Here is a 17,615-nt window from a genome sequence, read left to right on the forward strand (position 1 = left end):
CAGGGGGCGGCAAGCCCCTTTGGCGTTTTTATGGCGAACCGACAACCCGCCCTTTTAGTGCCTTTTCGGCACTTCGGGCGGGCCAGGAAACTGGAGCGGCCCGGCGATTTCTCGCTGAAACGCACCGCGCCGCCACCTGAGTGGCCTCGCAGAACCGGAAGATATCCATGAGTGAACAGCACAATTCGCAACCCGATAACAGCAGCTACGGCGCCTCGTCGATCCAGATCCTCGAAGGTCTGGAAGCGGTGCGCAAGCGCCCCGGGATGTACATCGGCGACACGTCTGACGGCACCGGTCTGCACCACCTCGTGTTCGAGGTGCTCGACAACTCGATCGACGAAGCGTTGGCCGGGTACTGCAACGACATCCACGTGACGATTCACGCCGACAACTCGATTTCCGTGACCGACAACGGCCGCGGGATTCCGACCGACGTGAAGATGAACGACAAGCACGAACCGAAGCGCAGTGCGGCTGAAATCGTGATGACCGAGCTGCACGCCGGCGGCAAGTTCGACCAGAACAGCTACAAGGTGTCGGGCGGCCTGCACGGCGTGGGCGTGTCGTGCGTGAACGCGCTGTCGAGCTGGCTGCGCCTCACCGTGCGCCGGAACGGCAAGAAGCATTTCATGGAGTTCCATCGCGGCGTCGCGCAGGAGCGCGTGCTCGAGACGGTGGACGGCGTGGAAGTTTCGCCGATGCTGATCACCGGCGACACCGAGAACCGCGGCACCGAAGTGCACTTCATGGCCGATCCGACCATTTTCGGCACGGTCGAGTATCACTACGACATCCTCGCGAAGCGGATGCGTGAACTCTCGTTCCTGAACAACGGCGTGCGGATTCGTCTCACGGACCTGCGCTCGGGCAAGGAAGACGATTTCGCGTTCGCCGGCGGTGTGAAGGGCTTCGTCGAGTTCATCAACAAGACGAAGACCAACCTGCACCCGACGGTGTTCTTCGCCAACGGCGAGAAGGATGGCGTGGGCGTCGAAGTCGCGATGCAGTGGAACGACAGCTACAACGAAAACGTGCTGTGCTTCACGAACAACATTCCGCAGCGCGACGGCGGCACGCACCTGACCGGCCTGCGGGCCGCGATGACGCGCGTCATCAACAAGTACATCACCGACAACGAAATCGCGAAGAAGGCGAAGGTCGAGACGACCGGCGACGACATGCGCGAAGGGCTGTCGTGCGTGCTGTCCGTGAAGGTGCCGGAGCCGAAGTTCAGCTCGCAGACGAAGGACAAGCTGGTTTCTTCCGAGGTTCGTGCGCCGGTTGAAGAGGTTGTGGCGAAGGCGCTGGAAGAGTTCCTGCTCGAAACGCCGATCGACGCGAAGATCATCTGCGGGAAGATTGTTGAGGCTGCTCGCGCACGTGATGCAGCGCGGAAGGCACGCGAGATGACGCGCCGTAAGGGCGTGCTCGATGGCGTTGGCCTGCCGGGCAAGCTCGCGGACTGCCAGGAGAAAGACCCGGCGAAGTGCGAAATCTACATCGTCGAGGGTGACTCGGCAGGTGGCTCGGCGAAGCAAGGGCGTGATCGCAAGTTCCAGGCGATCCTGCCGCTGCGCGGCAAGGTGCTGAACGTCGAAAAGGCACGCTACGACAAGCTGCTGTCGTCGGAACAGATCGTCACGCTCGTGACCGCGCTCGGGTGCGGGATCGGCAAGGAAGATTACAACCTCGAGAAGCTGCGTTATCACCGCATCATCATCATGACCGACGCGGACGTCGACGGGGCGCACATCCGGACGCTGCTGCTCACGTTCCTGTATCGCCAGATGCCGGACATGATCGAGCGCGGGTACGTGTATATCGCGCAGCCGCCGCTTTACAAAATCAAGGCGGGCAAGGACGAGCGGTATCTGAAGGACGACGTGGAGCTCAACGCGCATATGCTGCGGTTGGCGCTGCAAGGGTCGGAGCTGGTGCCGGGTGAGAATGCTGCGGCGATTTCGGGTGATGCGCTTGGGGAGTTGGCACGGTCGTATCTGCTGTCGCAAAGCGTGATCGAGCGGTTGAGCCGGTTGTATGACCCGGCTGCGCTGGAAGCGGTCATGGATGGGGTGGTGATCGATCTTTCCACTGAGACTTCGACTGAGGCTTCGGCTAAAGCGCTGCACGCTGCGTTGCATGATGAAGCGCTGAAGAACGAAGTTCGTGTCGTGCCTTCGTATGACCCGGTTCGCGAACAGCGGTCGCTGCATGTCGAACGTACCCATCACGGCAACGTGCGGGTTTCGGTCATCGACCAGGAATTCCAGCACACGGCGGATTATCAGCAGCTCGTGACCACCGCGAATACGTTCAAGGGGCTGATTGGGGAAGGCGCGGTCATCAAGCGCGGTGAGCGCAGCATGGCCGTGGCGGACTTCAAGAGCGCGATGAAGTGGCTGCTGGCCGATGCTGAACGCAACGTCTCCAAACAACGCTATAAGGGGCTCGGCGAGATGAACCCCGAGCAGCTGTGGGAAACGACGATGGATCCGGCAGTGCGGCGGTTGCTGCGTGTGCAGATCGAAGATGCGATCGCTGCGGATGGGATCTTTACTACCCTCATGGGGGATGATGTCGAGCCGCGGCGGGCGTTTATCGAGTCGAATGCGTTGCGGGCGGGGAATATTGACGTTTGAACGCCCTGCCAGCTGTCGAATGTCACTATAAGTGAAAAATTCGACACAAAAGCTGAAAACTGAAGACACATTTCGTGAAAATTTCCGAAGAAATTTGGCGTGCGTTATGCACTGTTCCTAGCGGAAATTTTGAAAAGCAAGTGCAAAGCCATAGCGTTGAAGCTTGACTTTGCAGTACCCAGTTGAGGGGTTTGCCCCCCTGCTCCTCGACAACCATTCCAATTCTGTTTCATTCGCAAACCCCGCTTTCCGTATGGCTCGCGGGGTTTTTATTTGCTTTTCTGGATTTGGGTTTCCCTTCACAGCCCAGAGAATTCGGCCACGTTTTCCTACTCGCCATGGATTTATGCTCTCTTGTCACGAACGTTGCCACATACGCCTTGACTTTGTCGACGAAAGCTATTGCCAGGGATTTATAACGTTGAACGCCACGAGAAAGCAGAAGGAAAGCGTCCGGGCAACCAGTCGTGCTCACGCAGGTGATAGGTAGCTCAAATTTCTTTGAATCGACGGAAGAACTATTTTCTTTCGCGAGTCCCGCGCGTAGCGTGGGTTAGCGAGCGAAATACACCAACTCGCCGGTTAAGCGCATGAGGGGTCCAGATAGGCATGCAGTGCAAAATGCAGTACATTTGCATGACATTATTGCTGAGACACCGTCATGTCACGCCTGAAAGACGAAACCCTTTCCATCCGCACTTCTGCCGACATCAAGCAACTGCTGCGCGTGGCTGCTGCGCATGAGCGCAGGTCGGTGGCATCAATGATCGAGATTCTTGTGCTGGAGTATGCGCAGCAACACGGCTTGCACGCAGACGGTCCTCAGCACGCGTCGCCCAAGAGAACACAATCGAAATGAATCGTCCGTTGCCAACCGTCACCCTCGGCCAGCTCGAAGGCCACCTCTGGGAATCCGCCAACATCCTGCGCGGCCCCGTGGATGCGGCTGACTTCAAAACCTATATCTTCCCGTTGTTGTTCTTCAAGCGCGTCTGCGATGTCTGGGACGAGGAGTATCAGGAGATCGTTGAGGAGACTGGCGACGAGCAACTCGCCTGGTTCCCGGAATCGCACCGATTTCAAATCCCGGAAGACTGCCACTGGAACGACGTCCGCACCAAAGCCAGCAACGTCGGGGCAGCGCTGCAACGCGCGATGCGCGAAATTGAGAAGTCCAATCCAGACACGCTGTATGGCGTGTTCGGCGACGCGCAGTGGTCCAACAAGGAACGCCTGTCCGACGCGCTACTCAAGGATCTGATTGAGCATTTTTCGGCGCTGCCCCTTGGCAACGACAACGTCAACTCAGACCTCCTCGGAGATGCCTACGAGTACCTGATCAAGAAGTTCGCGGACGCAACGAACAAGAAGGCGGGCGAGTTCTATACCCCGCGCAGCGTGGTACGGCTGATGATCGACATGCTAGACCCCAGGGAAGCCGAGACCATCTACGACCCGGCCTGCGGCACCGGCGGCATGTTGCTGGCTGCCGTGCAGCACGTCAAAGAGATGCATGGCGACGTCAAGCGCCTGTGGGGCAAGCTGTACGGGCAGGAAAAGAACCTCACCACTTCATCCATCGCGCGGATGAACCTGTTCCTACATGGCATTGAGGACTTCCAGGTGGTGCGCGGTGACACGCTGCGCAACCCAGCCTTCTTCGAGGGCGACCGGCTGGCCACCTTTGATTGCGTGATCGCAAATCCGCCGTTCTCGTTGGAAAAGTGGGGCGAGGACCTGTGGCTGAACGATCCTTTTGGCCGCAACTTTGCTGGTCTACCACCGTCATCCAGCGGGGACTTCGCTTGGGTGCAGCACATGGTCAAGTCGATGGCAGACATGACCGGCCGGATGGCGGTGGTGCTACCCCAGGGTGCCCTGTTCCGCAAAGGTGTGGAAGGCAGCATCCGCCAAAAACTGCTGGAGTTGGATCTGATCGAGGCCGTGATTGGGCTCGGGCCCAACCTGTTCTACGGAACAGGGCTCGCGGCATGCATCCTGGTACTGCGTAAGCGCAAACCGACCAAGCACAAGAAAAAGGTGCTGATCGCCGATGCCTCACGACTGTTCCGTCGGGGGCGTGCCCAAAACTATCTGGAGCCCGAGCACGCCACCGCAATCCTGGGCTGGTATCGCGGCTTTGCCGACGTTCAGGACGCGGTTCGTGTGGTCAGCTTCGACGAGATCAAGGCCGAGGACTGGACCCTAAACATTTCACGCTACGTCCCGCCACCACTGCAAGAAGATATCCCACCACTGCCTGACGCCATCGCGGCATTCAAGGATGTGCTTACCCGCTGTCGCGAGGCAGAAGAGCGGCTGGGGCAGATCATGATTGACGGGGGATGGCTGCAATGAGTTCAGACCGCCCCTTCAAGGACAACAAGATCTTCACTGAAGAAATGGCGCACGCTGCGCGTGCGCGACTGAAGGACAAGTTTGCCCAAATGGAACAAGAGAAGACTGGTAACCCTAAGCGCATCAGCCAGCAAGAGCTGGAAAGCTACCTGTGGGGCGCTGCCGTGCTCCTGCGCGGCCTCATCGACGCAGGTGACTACAAGCAGTTCATCTTCCCGTTGCTGTTCTACAAGCGCATGTCGGATGTCTGGGACGAGGAATACCGAGTGGCACTGGCCAACTCGGACGGCGATCTTTCCTACGCGCAGTTTGCCGAGAACCACCGATTCCAGATCCCTGCGGGTGCGCACTGGAATGACATGCGACAGACCACGAGGAACGTCGGTGCAGCCATTCAGAAGGCCATGCGCGCCATCGAGACGGCCAACCCGGATCTGCTCGATGGCATCTTCGGCGATGCCCCTTGGGCCAACCGCGAGCGCCTGCCCGACGAAACGCTGAAGAACCTGATCGAGCACTTCTCGACCCAAACGCTGTCGGTGGCCAACGTCCCCGAGGACGAGCTGGGCAACGCGTACGAATACCTGATCAAGAAGTTCGCGGACGACTCCGGCCATACGGCCGCCGAGTTTTACACCAACCGCACCGTTGTCCACCTGATGACGCAACTCCTGGCGCCGCAGGCGGGCGAGTCGATCTACGACCCCACGTGCGGCACCGGCGGCATGTTGATCTCAGCGCTGGACGAAGTGAAGCGCTCCGGCGGCGAATACCGCACGCTCAAGCTCTACGGGCAGGAGCGCAACTTGATCACCTCATCCATCGCCCGCATGAACTTGTTCCTACACGGCGTGGAGGACTTCGAGATCATCCGGGGCGACACACTGGCCGACCCCAAGCACATCGAGGGTGATCGTCTGCGCCAGTTTGATGTGATCCTGGCCAACCCGCCGTACTCCATCAAGCAGTGGAACCGCGAGGGTTGGAGTAGTGACAAGTGGGGCCGCAACTCGCTGGGCACGCCGCCGCAGGGCCGCGCCGACTATGCGTTCCAGCAGCACATCCTGACCAGCCTCACAGCCAAAGGCCGCTGTGCGGTGCTCTGGCCCCACGGTGTCCTGTTCCGCAATGAAGAACAGACGATGCGCACCAAGATGGTCGAACAGGATTGGGTCGAAGCCGTCATCGGCCTGGGGCCGAACCTGTTCTATAACTCCCCGATGGAGTCGTGCGTCATCATTTGCAACCGCAAGAAAACGGCAGCACGAAAAGGCAAGGTGATCTTTATCGATGCGGTGAACGAGGTCACCCGTGAGCGAGCGCAGAGCTTCCTCAAGCCCGAGCACCAGGAGCGCATCTTGGCGGCCTACAAGACGTTTGCGGATGTGTCCGGTTTCGCCAAGGTCGCCACCTTGGTCGAGATCGGCGCGAACGCTGGCAACCTGTCGATTCCGCTATACGTGAAGCGCATTGCCGCAGCCATTGCAACCGACCGCAATGGCGACGCGCTATCGCTGCGCTCTGCCTGGGGGCAGTGGCAGAACGACGGCCGCGCCTTCTGGCAGCAGATGGACGCACTCGTGGAAACGCTGGATGGACTGACTACGGAGGACATCGAGCGTGTCTGACAAGAAGAACAAGAACCTGAAACCCGGTTGGCGCGAGGTGAAGTTTGGCGATGTGGTGCGGCTCTCGAAGGCTCGCAGCCAAGATCCGCTGGCCGATGGCTTTGAACGTTACGTCGGTCTGGAACACCTCGAACCAGGCGATTTGCGCATCCGCAGTTGGGGCAACGTCGCTGACGGTGTTACCTTCACCAGCGTGTTTCAACCCGGGCAGGTGTTGTTCGGCAAGCGCCGCGCCTACCAACGCAAGGTGGCCGTGGCGGATTTCTCCGGCGTTTGCTCCGGTGACATCTACGTGCTGGAGACTAAGGATGCGCAGGTCTTGCTGCCGGATTTGCTGCCTTTCATTTGCCAGACCGATGCCTTTTTCAATCACGCGGTAGGCACATCGGCCGGCTCGTTGAGCCCGCGCACGAACTGGACGAGTTTGGCGGATTTCGAGTTTGCGCTGCCGCCGATGGATGAGCAGCGACGCGCAGTGCGCTTGCTTTTGTCTGTAGACGAGCAAGCCGAGGCTGTTCTGTGCGCACTCAGAGCCGCAACAAAATTAAGGAAATCATTCGCGTTGGACGCATTCTCCACGCTTGAATACCCGAAGGTAAAGATGGGGTCGGTTGCAGAGATCAAGAACGGCTCAACTCCTCGGCGGGCTAAGGATGAGTATTGGAAAGGGACAATTCCTTGGCTTCCAACCGGGAAGGTAAATGACCGCGTGATTCTGGAAGCTAACGAATTCATTACCGAAAAGGCTCTCTCAGAATGCCCACTGACATTGATTCCAGAAGGCTCAACATTGGTTGCCATGATAGGCGAAGGCCAGACACGAGGACGTGCAGCAATGCTCGGCATAGATTCGTGTATTAACCAAAACTTCGGTGCTGTCATTCCTGGTGCGTCGCTTGATCCTTGGTATCTCTTCTACCTTTTGGAATCCAACTATGAAGCTCTGCGGCATTGGTCGCAGGGCACCAATCAGCACGCACTAAGTTGCGGACTGCTAAAAAACTTCCCGATTTCAATTCCCCCAATTGAGGTACAGCGCGGGTTAGTCGGTCAGCTCAGGGAAATTGAGACGACAGAAAGCCAGTTGACAAAGAGACTCGGCGCAACTCATGAGATCCGCCGTGCCGCTCATCTAGCAGCGTTATCAATGGAGTAGCACGATGGCTATATTCAACGAATCCAACACTGTCGAAGCCTACGTCCGTGATTTGCTGGCAGGCCCCGTCAAGGCTGTCCCTGCCAACACCGTCCAGGAGCCCCAAGCAAGCTACGGTCCCATCCCCAACGGCATCGGCTGGCGCTACGTCGCCCCAGCTGACGTGCCGCGTCAGATTCAGGAGGTGCTGGTCGAGCCCTGGCTGCGCGATGCGCTGATTCGCCTGAACCCGGAGATTGCCGCCCAACCCGACCGCGCCGATGAAGTGCTCTACAAGCTGCGCGCCATCGTGCTGTCGGTGCGCTCGGATGGGCTGGTCCGCGCCAACGAGGAAATGACCGCCTGGATGCGTGGCGAGCGCTCGATGCCGTTTGGCCCTAACAACGAGCATGTGCCGGTACGACTGATCGACCTGGATGACCTGTCTCAGAACCAGTACATCGTTACCCAGCAGTACACCTATCGCGCCGGCCCCACCGAGCGCCGTGCCGATCTGGTGCTGTTGGTCAACGGACTGCCGCTGGTGCTGATCGAGGCCAAGACGCCGGTCAAGAAGTGCATCAGCTGGGTCGACGGTGCGGTGCAGGTGCACGACGACTACGAGAAATTCGTGCAGGAGCTGTTCGTCTGCAACGTGTTCTCTGTGGCCACCGAGGGCAAGGCCTACCGCTACGGCTCTATCGGTCTCCCGGTCAAGGATTGGGGACCGTGGCACCTGGACGGTGGCGATGCGCAGCACCACCCACTGAAGTCGCTCAAGCTGTCGGCCGAGAGCATGCTGCGCCCGCATGTGGTGCTGGACATCCTCGGCAGCTTTACCTTGTTCGCAACGGACAAGAAGAAGCGTCGTATCAAGATCATCTGCCGCTATCAGCAGTACGAGGCGGCCAACAAGATCGTCGAGCGCGTGCTGGCGGGCTATCCCAGGAAGGGTTTGATTTGGCACTTCCAGGGCTCGGGCAAGTCACTGCTGATGGTATTCGCCGCGCAGAAGCTGCGCATGCATGCCGGCCTGAAGAACCCCACCGTTCTGATCGTGGTGGACCGGATCGATCTCGATACGCAGATCACCGGGACCTTCACCGGGGCGGACATTCCCAATCTGGAAAAGGCCGACACGCGCGAAAAGCTGCAGCAACTGCTGGCGCAGGATGTGCGCAAGATCATCATCACGACGATCTTCAAGTTCGGCGAGGCCACAGGCAGCCTCAACGACCGCAGCAACATCATCGCGCTGGTGGACGAAGCCCACCGCACCCAGGAAGGTGACCTGGGCCGCAAAATGCGCGAAGCCCTGCCCAATGCGTTTCTGTTCGGCCTGACCGGCACGCCGATCAACCGCGCCGACCGCAACACCTTCTACGCCTTCGGTGCCGACGAAGACGAAAAGGGCTACATGAGCCGCTACGGCTTCGAAGAGTCGATCCGCGACGGCGCCACACTGAAGCTGCACTTCGAGCCTCGCCTGATCGACTTGCATATCGACAATGCGGCGTTGGACGCCGCGTACAAAGACCTGACCGGCGGTCTGTCGGATCTGGACAAGGATAACCTTGGTAAGACCGCTGCCAAGATGGCCGTGCTTGTCAAAACACCCGAGCGCATCCGCAAGATCTGTGAAGACATCGTCGAGCACTTCCAGACCAAGGTGGAACCCAACGGCTTCAAGGGCCAAATTGTCACCTTTGATCGTGCGTCCTGCCTGCTGTTCAAGGCCGAGCTGGACAAGCTGTTGCCGCCAGAGGCCACCGACATCGTGATGTCGGTGCAGGCTGCCGACAAGAAGGAGCATCCCGAGTACGCGCCTTACGACCGCAGCCGCGACGAAGAGGAACGTCTGCTGGACCGCTTTCGTGATCCGGCCGATCCACTGAAGCTGATCATCGTCACTGCCAAACTGCTGACGGGCTTCGACGCGCCCATCCTGCAGGCGATGTACCTGGACAAACCGTTGCGTGACCACACGCTGCTGCAGGCTATTTGCCGGGTGAACCGGACATACTCCGAACAGAAGACTCACGGTCTGATCGTCGACTACTTGGGCATCTTCGACGACGTGGCCGCTGCGCTGGAATTCGACGACCAGAGCGTCAAGCAGGTGGTCAGCAACATTCAGGAGCTGAAGGACAAGCTGCCTGAAGCAATACAGAAATGCTTGACCTTCTTCCACGGCTGCGACCGCACGCTGCAAGGCTACGAAGGCCTGATTGCGGCGCAGCAGTGCCTGCCCAACAACGAGGTGCGCGACAACTTCGCGGCCGAATACAGCCTGCTCAACAAGATCTGGGAAGCGCTGTCACCTGATACGGTTTTGGGGCCCTTCGAGAAGGACTACAAGTGGCTGTCGCAGGTGTACCAGTCGGTGCAGCCGTCCAGCGGCCATGGCAAGCTGATCTGGCATTCTCTCGGCGCCAAGACCATTGAACTGATCCATCAGAACGTGCATGTGGATGCGGTGCGAGATGACCTCGACACTCTGGTGCTGGATGCCGACTTGCTGGAAGCGGTGCTTTCGAACCCCGATCCGAAGAAGTCCAAGGAGATCGAGATCAAGCTCAACCGCAGGTTGCGCAAGCACGCGGGTAACCCGAAGTTCAAAAAACTGTCGGAACGGCTCGACGCGCTCAAAGACCGCTTTGAGTCTGGACAGATCAACAGCGTCGAGTTTTTGAAGCAGTTGCTGGAGATTGCCAAGGAAACCCTGCAAGCCGAGAAGGAGGTCCCGCCTGAGGAAGACGAAGATCGCGGCAAGGCGGCGCTGACCGAGCTTTTTAACGAAGCAAAGACTGCCGAGACACCCATCATGGTCGAGCGAGTGGTGGCAGACATTGACGAGATTGTGCGCCTGGTCCGCTTCCCCGGTTGGCAAGGAACGCAAGCCGGGGAGCGTGAGGTGAAGAAGGCTCTGCGCAAGGCCCTCTTCAAGTACAAGCTGCATGCGGATGAGGAACTATTCGAGAAGGCCTACAACTACATCCGGCAGTATTACTGAGGGGAAAAAATGAGCGATATCTCGTGTCAGACTTGGTCTTACCCTGGTGCGCGCTGGTGGAAATTCGACTTCCACACGCACACGCCCGCGTCCAAGGACACCACCGCCTGGCAGGCGGTTATTGACACGCCTCAAGCGCTTAAGCCTGAGACCTGGCTGCTCAAGTACATGGACGCGGGGATTGACTGCGTGGCCGTGACCGACCACAACAGTGGTGAATGGATCGATAAGCTGAAAGGCGCCTATGCCGAGATGAAACGCCAGGCCGATGCCGGCAGCGCGCCAGCAGGTTTTCGCGAGTTGCATCTGTTTCCCGGCGTGGAGATTTCGGTCCAGGGTGGCTTCCACCTCCTTGCCATTTTTGGCCCCAACGCCTCAAGCCAAACCATCAGCGATCTATTGGCCAAGGTGGACTACTCCGGTACGCGCGGTGACAGCGACGAGGTGACGCGCGAGGGGGCGGGCAAGGTCGTGGAGAGGGTACTAGCTGAGGGAGGCATTGCCATTCCCGCACATGTTGATGGCGATAAGGGGCTGCTTCAAACCGAGACGGGCACGCGCAAATGCTTGCTTGACACCACGACCGTCAAGCAGGTACTTCAGGAGCCTGGCATTCTTGCCATGGAATGGGTTACGTCAAGCAGCCCCAAACCCACGATCCTGGATGAACTGAAGCTGACGTTCGCGAGCGTGGTGGGCAGCGACTGCCACACCTTCCAGGGCTCAGCCGTTCCCGGCTCTCGCTACACGTGGATTAAGATGGCAACGCCAAGCCTGGAAGGTTTGCGTTTGGCGCTGCTTGATGGGCAAGACGTGTCGGTTCGTCGCAGTGACGATAGTGCTGGCTTTACGCCCTTCAACACACCTGAACACTTCATTGAGTCTATCGAAATCCGCGACGCGCGCTTTATGGGGAGGGGTAAAGCAGCCACACGCTTGCCATCCAACCCATATTTCAACGCACTGATCGGTGGGCGCGGCACCGGCAAATCGACCATCGTCCATGCCCTTCGCTTAGCCTACCGGCGTGAGAAAGAGTTGTCCTTGCCCTCGGAAGCTGGGCAGACCTTCAATCGATTCAATAAGGTCGCAAAGACTCGAAATGACGATGGTGGCTTGCGAGCGGATACTGTTATCAGCGTTCAAGTTCACCGCGACGGAACCTCATATCGCCTGCTTTGGCAACAGGACAGCCAGGGCGATGTGGTCGAGGAATGGGACCCCGCCACTCGGTCCTTCAAGCCCTCTGGTAGCCAGGCCATTACAGAGCAACGCTTTCCCGTTCGACTATTCAGCCAGGGGCAAATCGCCGCGTTGGCCGGTGATAGCCAGCAAGCCCTGTTGAAAGTGATCGACGATGCGGCCGGTACACGAATGCAGCAAGAGGCATTCGACGAAGCCAAACGCACTTTTTTGGCGACGCGGGCACAGATGCGCGAACTGGAAGGCAAGCTTCAAGGGCGCGAATCCTTGAACCTGTCGCTGCAGGACGTACAGCGCAAGCTGGCCCGTTTTGAAGGCGCCGATCATGCGGCGGTGCTGAAGAACTACCAGCGCACCAGCAGGCAAAGCAGTGAACTGGAGCGCCAGTTCGAAAGCACTGTCGAACTTTCAACACGCCTGAAGAAGTTTGCCGCAGACTTGCTGGCAGAAGACCTGCCGGACGGGCTGTTTGACGCCAGTGACGACAGCGCTGCGCTGCAGCTTGTTCAAGAGCTGAAGGCCACCGTTGACAAGGCCAGGGAGGAAGTAGAGCGCACTGCCTCAGCACTGGAGGCGAGAGGACGCTCACTCCGAAGCGAGTTGGAAGTCTCTCCGTGGTTCGCTCGAATTAGCGAAGCGAAGTCGACCTACGACAAGCTGAAAACCGACCTGCAACAGCAGGGGGTCAGCGATCCAAGTGAGTACGGCCGGCTTGTGCAGGAGAAGCAGCGAATCGAAACCGAGGTGAAACGACTAGATGCGCTAAAGACGCAGCATGAGGCTCTGAGAGAAAAGGCCCTGTCGCAATTGGAGCAGGTTCAGATTGCGCGTCAGGCTATCAGTGCCCAGCGCGCGACATTCTTGCAAGCGACTTTGCACGATAACTCTTATGTACGCATTGAACTGGTTCCGTACAGCAGGGATGGGCAGAGCATCGAGCGCTCGCTGCGGGACGTGCTGGGCGCAGCTGAGGGCAAGTACATTGACGACTTGTACCTGGAGGCGCAAGACGATATACCGGCCAAGGGCGTGGTGGCGGATTTGATTCGCACGGTCGAGCTCGTTGAGAAACCGGGCGAATGGGATACGGCAGCGTTTGAACAGTCCCTGAAAGCACAAAAGAAGCGCCTGGCCAAGGCGGGGCGCGGCGAGGGCGAATTTGGTGGATGGTTCAACAAGTTCCTAAAGGCCGAGGCTGACAAGCGGCCCGAGTACATCGATCACATCCTTTGCTGGTTCCCAGAAGACGGTTTACAGGTGGAGTACAGCCGCAAGGGGGATGGCAAGGATTTCCAATCTATCGGCCAGGCATCGGCGGGCCAGCGCGCTGCCGCCATGCTCGCTTTCCTGCTAGCACATGGCAATGAGCCGCTGGTACTGGACCAGCCTGAAGACGATCTCGACAACCATCTAATCTACGGTTTGGTCGTTCAGCAGATTCGCTCGAACAAGCTGCGTCGCCAGCTCATCGTCGTCACTCACAACCCGAACATTGTCGTTAACGGTGACGCCGAACTCATTCACGTGCTGGACTTCAACCACCAGTGCCATATCAAACAAACGGGCTCCCTGCAGGATAAGGCGATGCGCAGGGAGGTATGTCAGGTGATGGAGGGCGGCGAAGAGGCATTTGAGCGACGCTATCAACGCTTGGGAAGAGAGGTTTGAGGGCTTCGCAAAGCTGATGAATCGCAATTGCGCGGCCTGCATGCCGAAATCGAATGCGGTGACGACGGTGCTGAAGCTCGTCATCGCGCTCCAGCGCTACAACGATGAACATTCTCACAGCGTGCTTGCAACGACCGAGTCGTCGGACGGTCGCTTCCACTTCGTCAAAAATCTTCGACCCGCGACTCCACCTTCGATCACTTTGCTCAACCCTCGAAGGCATATCGTAATTTTACGGCACGCACACATAGTGCCACACCCCGACGCTGCGAAATACCCCCAGTGCCCCGGCTCAACGACTGAAATCCATCGACCATTGGAACGATTTTAACGAATAGCCGATGTAATAGAGAAATTTCATCGCGTCTTCCGCCTGGTCTGAATGCACCGGGTGAGTCCAATTTTTTGGACGCGATCAAATAGCCAAATTTCGGAAAACTCTTTCACATACGATAGAAATTGAGAATTTCACCCCTCAATTTCACACGCGGCCTCGGATCGGAACGAAAAAAAACATTTATTTTGTCGCTATCTGGACAAATTCCATCCGCTACTTGTTCCATCATATTCGGCACATTGTGTTACCGGGAGATTGCCGGTGAATAAGGCGATCGATATCCTGATACACATTCCAATCTTCCTAATGTTGTCGACTCTATGACTGCCCTCGGAAACTTCGTTCGAGATCGTCGCATCGAGCTCGGCCTAACCCAGGCCACGCTGGCGACACGTATGGGCGTGGACGACACATACATCAGCGCAGTAGAGACGGGACGGCGAACGCCCGATAGTTCGCCATTCCTGGAGATGCTCGGTCGAGCTCTGGAGCTTGACAGTGATCGCGTTCGTCAGTTGTTCAACGTGGCGCGCAGATCGCAACGATTTTTTCGCCTGCCGGAAGAGCTGTCGCCCCGCAAGCACGCCGTGTTCATGGCAATCGCGGAAGACCTGCCGCGATTGAGCGCGGAAGACGTCGAGGTAATCGCAAGCGTTCACACGGCACTAGTGCGGAACCGGAAATCTGACGCTCCACATAATGCCGATGTGATTGAAGGAGGGACCATGTAAAGAAAAAGCGCCGCAAACCCGAGGGGCCAGCAGCGCTCTGTGGTCGGAACAAAAGAAGATTCGTGATTTGGCGATTTCGAGTCTCCTCCGCTCCGCCCCCAGAGTCAAGCCCTTCTTTTTCCTGTCGATCCGCTGCCCCATGCGATTCGAGCAAATTTTGTCGAGTCGCGGATAGCGCTCGCCCATCGTCAGCGCAATTCTCGACAACGTTTGGTTGTCGAGGGGGTAGCTCACACCTGAAAAGGAGCAGAAGTGAAAGCGAGGTACTCGACACCGCTTCCATGGGTCACCGGTCATGAGCCGGTCCGCAAAATCGTGTCGCGGTCTGGCGGAATTCCACGCGGACTCTTCCCGAGTCACAAAAATAACCGAATGGTCGGATATGAACACTTGCTCGAGGCAGATGCATGCGTCCTATTCGAGATGTCCCCCCAAATCGCGGCCTATCATGAACAACCAATACGCATCTCGTTTCCCGACGGAGATCGGACACGCCTTTACACACCCGACTATCAGCTCGAACTGACGGACGGCAGGCAATTCCTGGTCGAGATCAAACCGGCGCGTCGCCTGGCCGCCCCGGAGATTCGTGACAAATTCGATCGCATCGAAGAGCACATGCATCGACTCGGGTTGTCATTCCTAGTTCTAACGGACGAGCTCATTCGCAAGCAACCGCGATTGACCAACCTCCGGCGCCTGCGATATGACGCGCCACTCTTCGCAGTCGACTACGATGCGATTCGCCGCAGCCTGAGGACGGTATCTCATTCTGGGATCGTTACATTAGGACAACTTATCGAACTCCTCGATTCAAGTACCGTTGTTGATCTTCTTATGCGTGGGCATGCGACATGCCCCCTCGATCGTCCACTCAGCCATGACACGCCTGTCAACATATCTCTGGAGAGTAAGCATGAATGGTTTCTCATTGACGAAGGGACAGGTTTTTAAGATCGATGGCGTGAAATTCCGTATCGAACGCACACTCGATAATGGAATTGTCACACTTGAGAATTGCGAGACATTGGACCTGATCCGTAAGACAAGGCAGGAGATTTTGGAGGCTTACGCGGAAGGACGAGTGGTGGTCGTACCCCGACGTCTCACCGAGGCAGATGCCCCTTCTGACGACGCCGCTTTGCGCTCCCGATATGGGCGTCCGTTTTGCGAGCTTAAAAAATCAGTACAAGTAGCTGCACTCCGGCGGAAAGCATACGTGGATCTCATTTTATCGAATGGTCGCCCATCATACACACCGAAAATTTTACAACCATTCATACTGCAAGTAGCCCAGACAATCAACGATAAAAAACCTCCGAGTCCCACAACCATTTATCGCTGGTGCGAAGCGATTGGAACCTCAAACGATCCCCGCCGGCTAATACCCCGACACGACCTCAAAGGCCCACGCAAACCGCGAACGGACCAGAAAGTCATTGACCTCTTCATGGAAAGCATTGTTGAGGAAGCAGCCATCGCTCGCAAACTGGTGATGACAAATGTCGAGGACCGCCTTTCAAAAAAGATCACCCACGCCAATCACTTTCTCCCAGAAAACGAGCATCTTCAGATTCCCGATACGAGGACTCTGTATCGATTGTTCGGCAGAGTGCCTGAGTACGACATCACTATACTCAATGAAGGAAAACCTGTCGCTGACCGACGATATCGAATTGTTCGACGAGGTGTACAAGTTTCCCGTGTCCTTGAGCGGGTAGAAATCGACCATACACCATTCGACGTGTTTCTCTTGGACGAAAAAACGTGGCTTCCGTGCGGTCGGCCAACCTTGACAATGCTGATCGACGTCTTCAGCCGCATGCCGTTAGGCTATTACATTAGCTTTGACGACACATCAACACTGGCAGTCATGCGCGCCGTCCGACATGCACTTCTTCCAAAGAAGCCAGCTAGAGCCGTCGTGCCAAACCTGATCGTGCAGAACCCTTGGCCCTGCTACGGCCGGTTCGAAGTGCTGGTGTGCGACAACGGCGCGGAGTTTCACAGCGCCTCCCTAGCTGCCGCCTGCTTCGACTTGCAAATACAGTTGTTGTTTTGCCCAAAGAGGCAACCTCGGTTCAAGGGCGTGGTAGAGCGCTTTCTGAAGACTTGCAATTATTCCTTTGCTCATAGATTGCCGGGTACCAGCCTTGCACATTTCGCAGCTCGCGGCGACTACGATCCACTCACCAACACGGTTCTAACAATTTCCGAATTCACCCATCTCTTTGAGAAGTGGCTTCTTGATGTTTACGCGCAAACCGTACACAAAGGTATCGGTACCACTCCGAGCAAAAAATGGGAAGAAGGAATTGCCGGCGTATCTCAGAATCTTCCTGCGTCGGCCGAAGAAATCGCTTTGCACCTTGGAATCTACAAAAGGCGTAGCCTGCGCCATGACGGTGTGTTGCTCAATGGCCTTTACTACGCAAGCGACGAACTACTACCGATCATCTCTACATACGGCATAGGCGTACGTGTCCGAGTTGCGTACGACCCCGAAGACCTTGGCTCTATATGGCTTTGGGCGCCCGACGGGCAAGAGAAAATTCGCGTGCCGGCCGTCGAAGCAGGCTACGCCAAAGGACTTCGCTTGGCACAGCACAAATTGATCAGCAAGTACCGTCGTGATAGCGAGGAAAACGGTGAGCGCGCCAAGAGCCTAATGGAAGCACGCATCGAAATTGCCGAGGCCTTATCTGGCCTTGCAAGCTCGAAGCATCTCCGGCAGCGACGAAAGGCGGCTAAAGCGCTAGGCGTGAGCAACGAAAACCCGTCCGGGAACGCAACGCCGAGTCTTCCCCCTCCTCAGAAATCTCGTGTGACGACCTCCCCAGTCAACGCCCGAGATTCCTCTGTAAAGCTAAATCGAATCCGGCGAAACATCATCTAACGGG

General features: G+C 57.5%; 10 protein-coding genes. All 10 read left to right on the forward strand.

From position 1 onward, the window contains the following. Positions 1-167 precede the first annotated feature (167 nt). The 10 genes from gyrB (at position 168) to DIE04_RS14685 (ending at position 17,611) form a co-directional block, all read left to right on the forward strand. On the forward strand, positions 168-2,642 hold the full coding sequence (gene gyrB, locus DIE04_RS14640) for a DNA topoisomerase (ATP-hydrolyzing) subunit B (protein ID WP_124520607.1): 2,475 nt from the start codon (positions 168-170) through the stop codon (positions 2,640-2,642). Positions 2,643-3,303: 661 nt separating this feature from the next. Beyond that, positions 3,304-3,501, forward strand: a complete 198-nt coding sequence (locus DIE04_RS14645; protein ID WP_124573055.1) for a hypothetical protein — start codon at positions 3,304-3,306, stop codon at positions 3,499-3,501. Beyond that, positions 3,498-5,000, forward strand: a complete 1,503-nt coding sequence (locus tag DIE04_RS14650) for a class I SAM-dependent DNA methyltransferase (RefSeq protein WP_124573057.1) — start codon at positions 3,498-3,500, stop codon at positions 4,998-5,000. Before DIE04_RS14645 ends, DIE04_RS14650 begins: the two co-directional genes overlap by 4 nt. Further along, the gene (locus DIE04_RS14655; RefSeq protein WP_221621946.1) at positions 4,997-6,628 is read left to right on the forward strand and encodes a class I SAM-dependent DNA methyltransferase; all 1,632 of its coding nucleotides are present in this window, start codon (positions 4,997-4,999) and stop codon (positions 6,626-6,628) included. Before DIE04_RS14650 ends, DIE04_RS14655 begins: the two co-directional genes overlap by 4 nt. Further along, a complete protein-coding gene (locus DIE04_RS14660) occupies positions 6,621-7,784 on the forward strand; it encodes a restriction endonuclease subunit S (protein ID WP_124573059.1) in 1,164 nt (387 codons plus the stop codon). The genes DIE04_RS14655 and DIE04_RS14660 overlap by 8 nt, the downstream gene beginning before the upstream one ends. Before the next feature lie 4 nt (positions 7,785-7,788). Then, a complete protein-coding gene (locus DIE04_RS14665) occupies positions 7,789-10,776 on the forward strand; it encodes a type I restriction endonuclease subunit R (RefSeq protein WP_185500356.1) in 2,988 nt (995 codons plus the stop codon). 9 nt (positions 10,777-10,785) lie between these two features. Beyond that, the gene (locus DIE04_RS14670) at positions 10,786-13,647 is read left to right on the forward strand and encodes a TrlF family AAA-like ATPase (protein WP_124573061.1); all 2,862 of its coding nucleotides are present in this window, start codon (positions 10,786-10,788) and stop codon (positions 13,645-13,647) included. A gap of 657 nt (positions 13,648-14,304) precedes the next feature. Next, positions 14,305-14,715: a helix-turn-helix domain-containing protein gene (locus DIE04_RS14675; RefSeq protein WP_124573063.1), complete on the forward strand. Its 411-nt coding sequence runs from the start codon at positions 14,305-14,307 to the stop codon at positions 14,713-14,715. 390 nt (positions 14,716-15,105) lie between these two features. After that, positions 15,106-15,669, forward strand: coding sequence for a TnsA endonuclease N-terminal domain-containing protein (locus DIE04_RS14680; protein WP_185500357.1), 564 nt, complete (start codon positions 15,106-15,108; stop codon positions 15,667-15,669). Next, a complete protein-coding gene (locus DIE04_RS14685) occupies positions 15,632-17,611 on the forward strand; it encodes a Mu transposase C-terminal domain-containing protein (protein ID WP_185500358.1) in 1,980 nt (659 codons plus the stop codon). The genes DIE04_RS14680 and DIE04_RS14685 overlap by 38 nt, the downstream gene beginning before the upstream one ends. Positions 17,612-17,615: the final 4 nt, after the last annotated feature.

This window comes from Burkholderia sp. Bp8994 (assembly GCF_003853805.1).
In the GTDB taxonomy this organism is placed as follows: domain Bacteria; phylum Pseudomonadota; class Gammaproteobacteria; order Burkholderiales; family Burkholderiaceae; genus Burkholderia.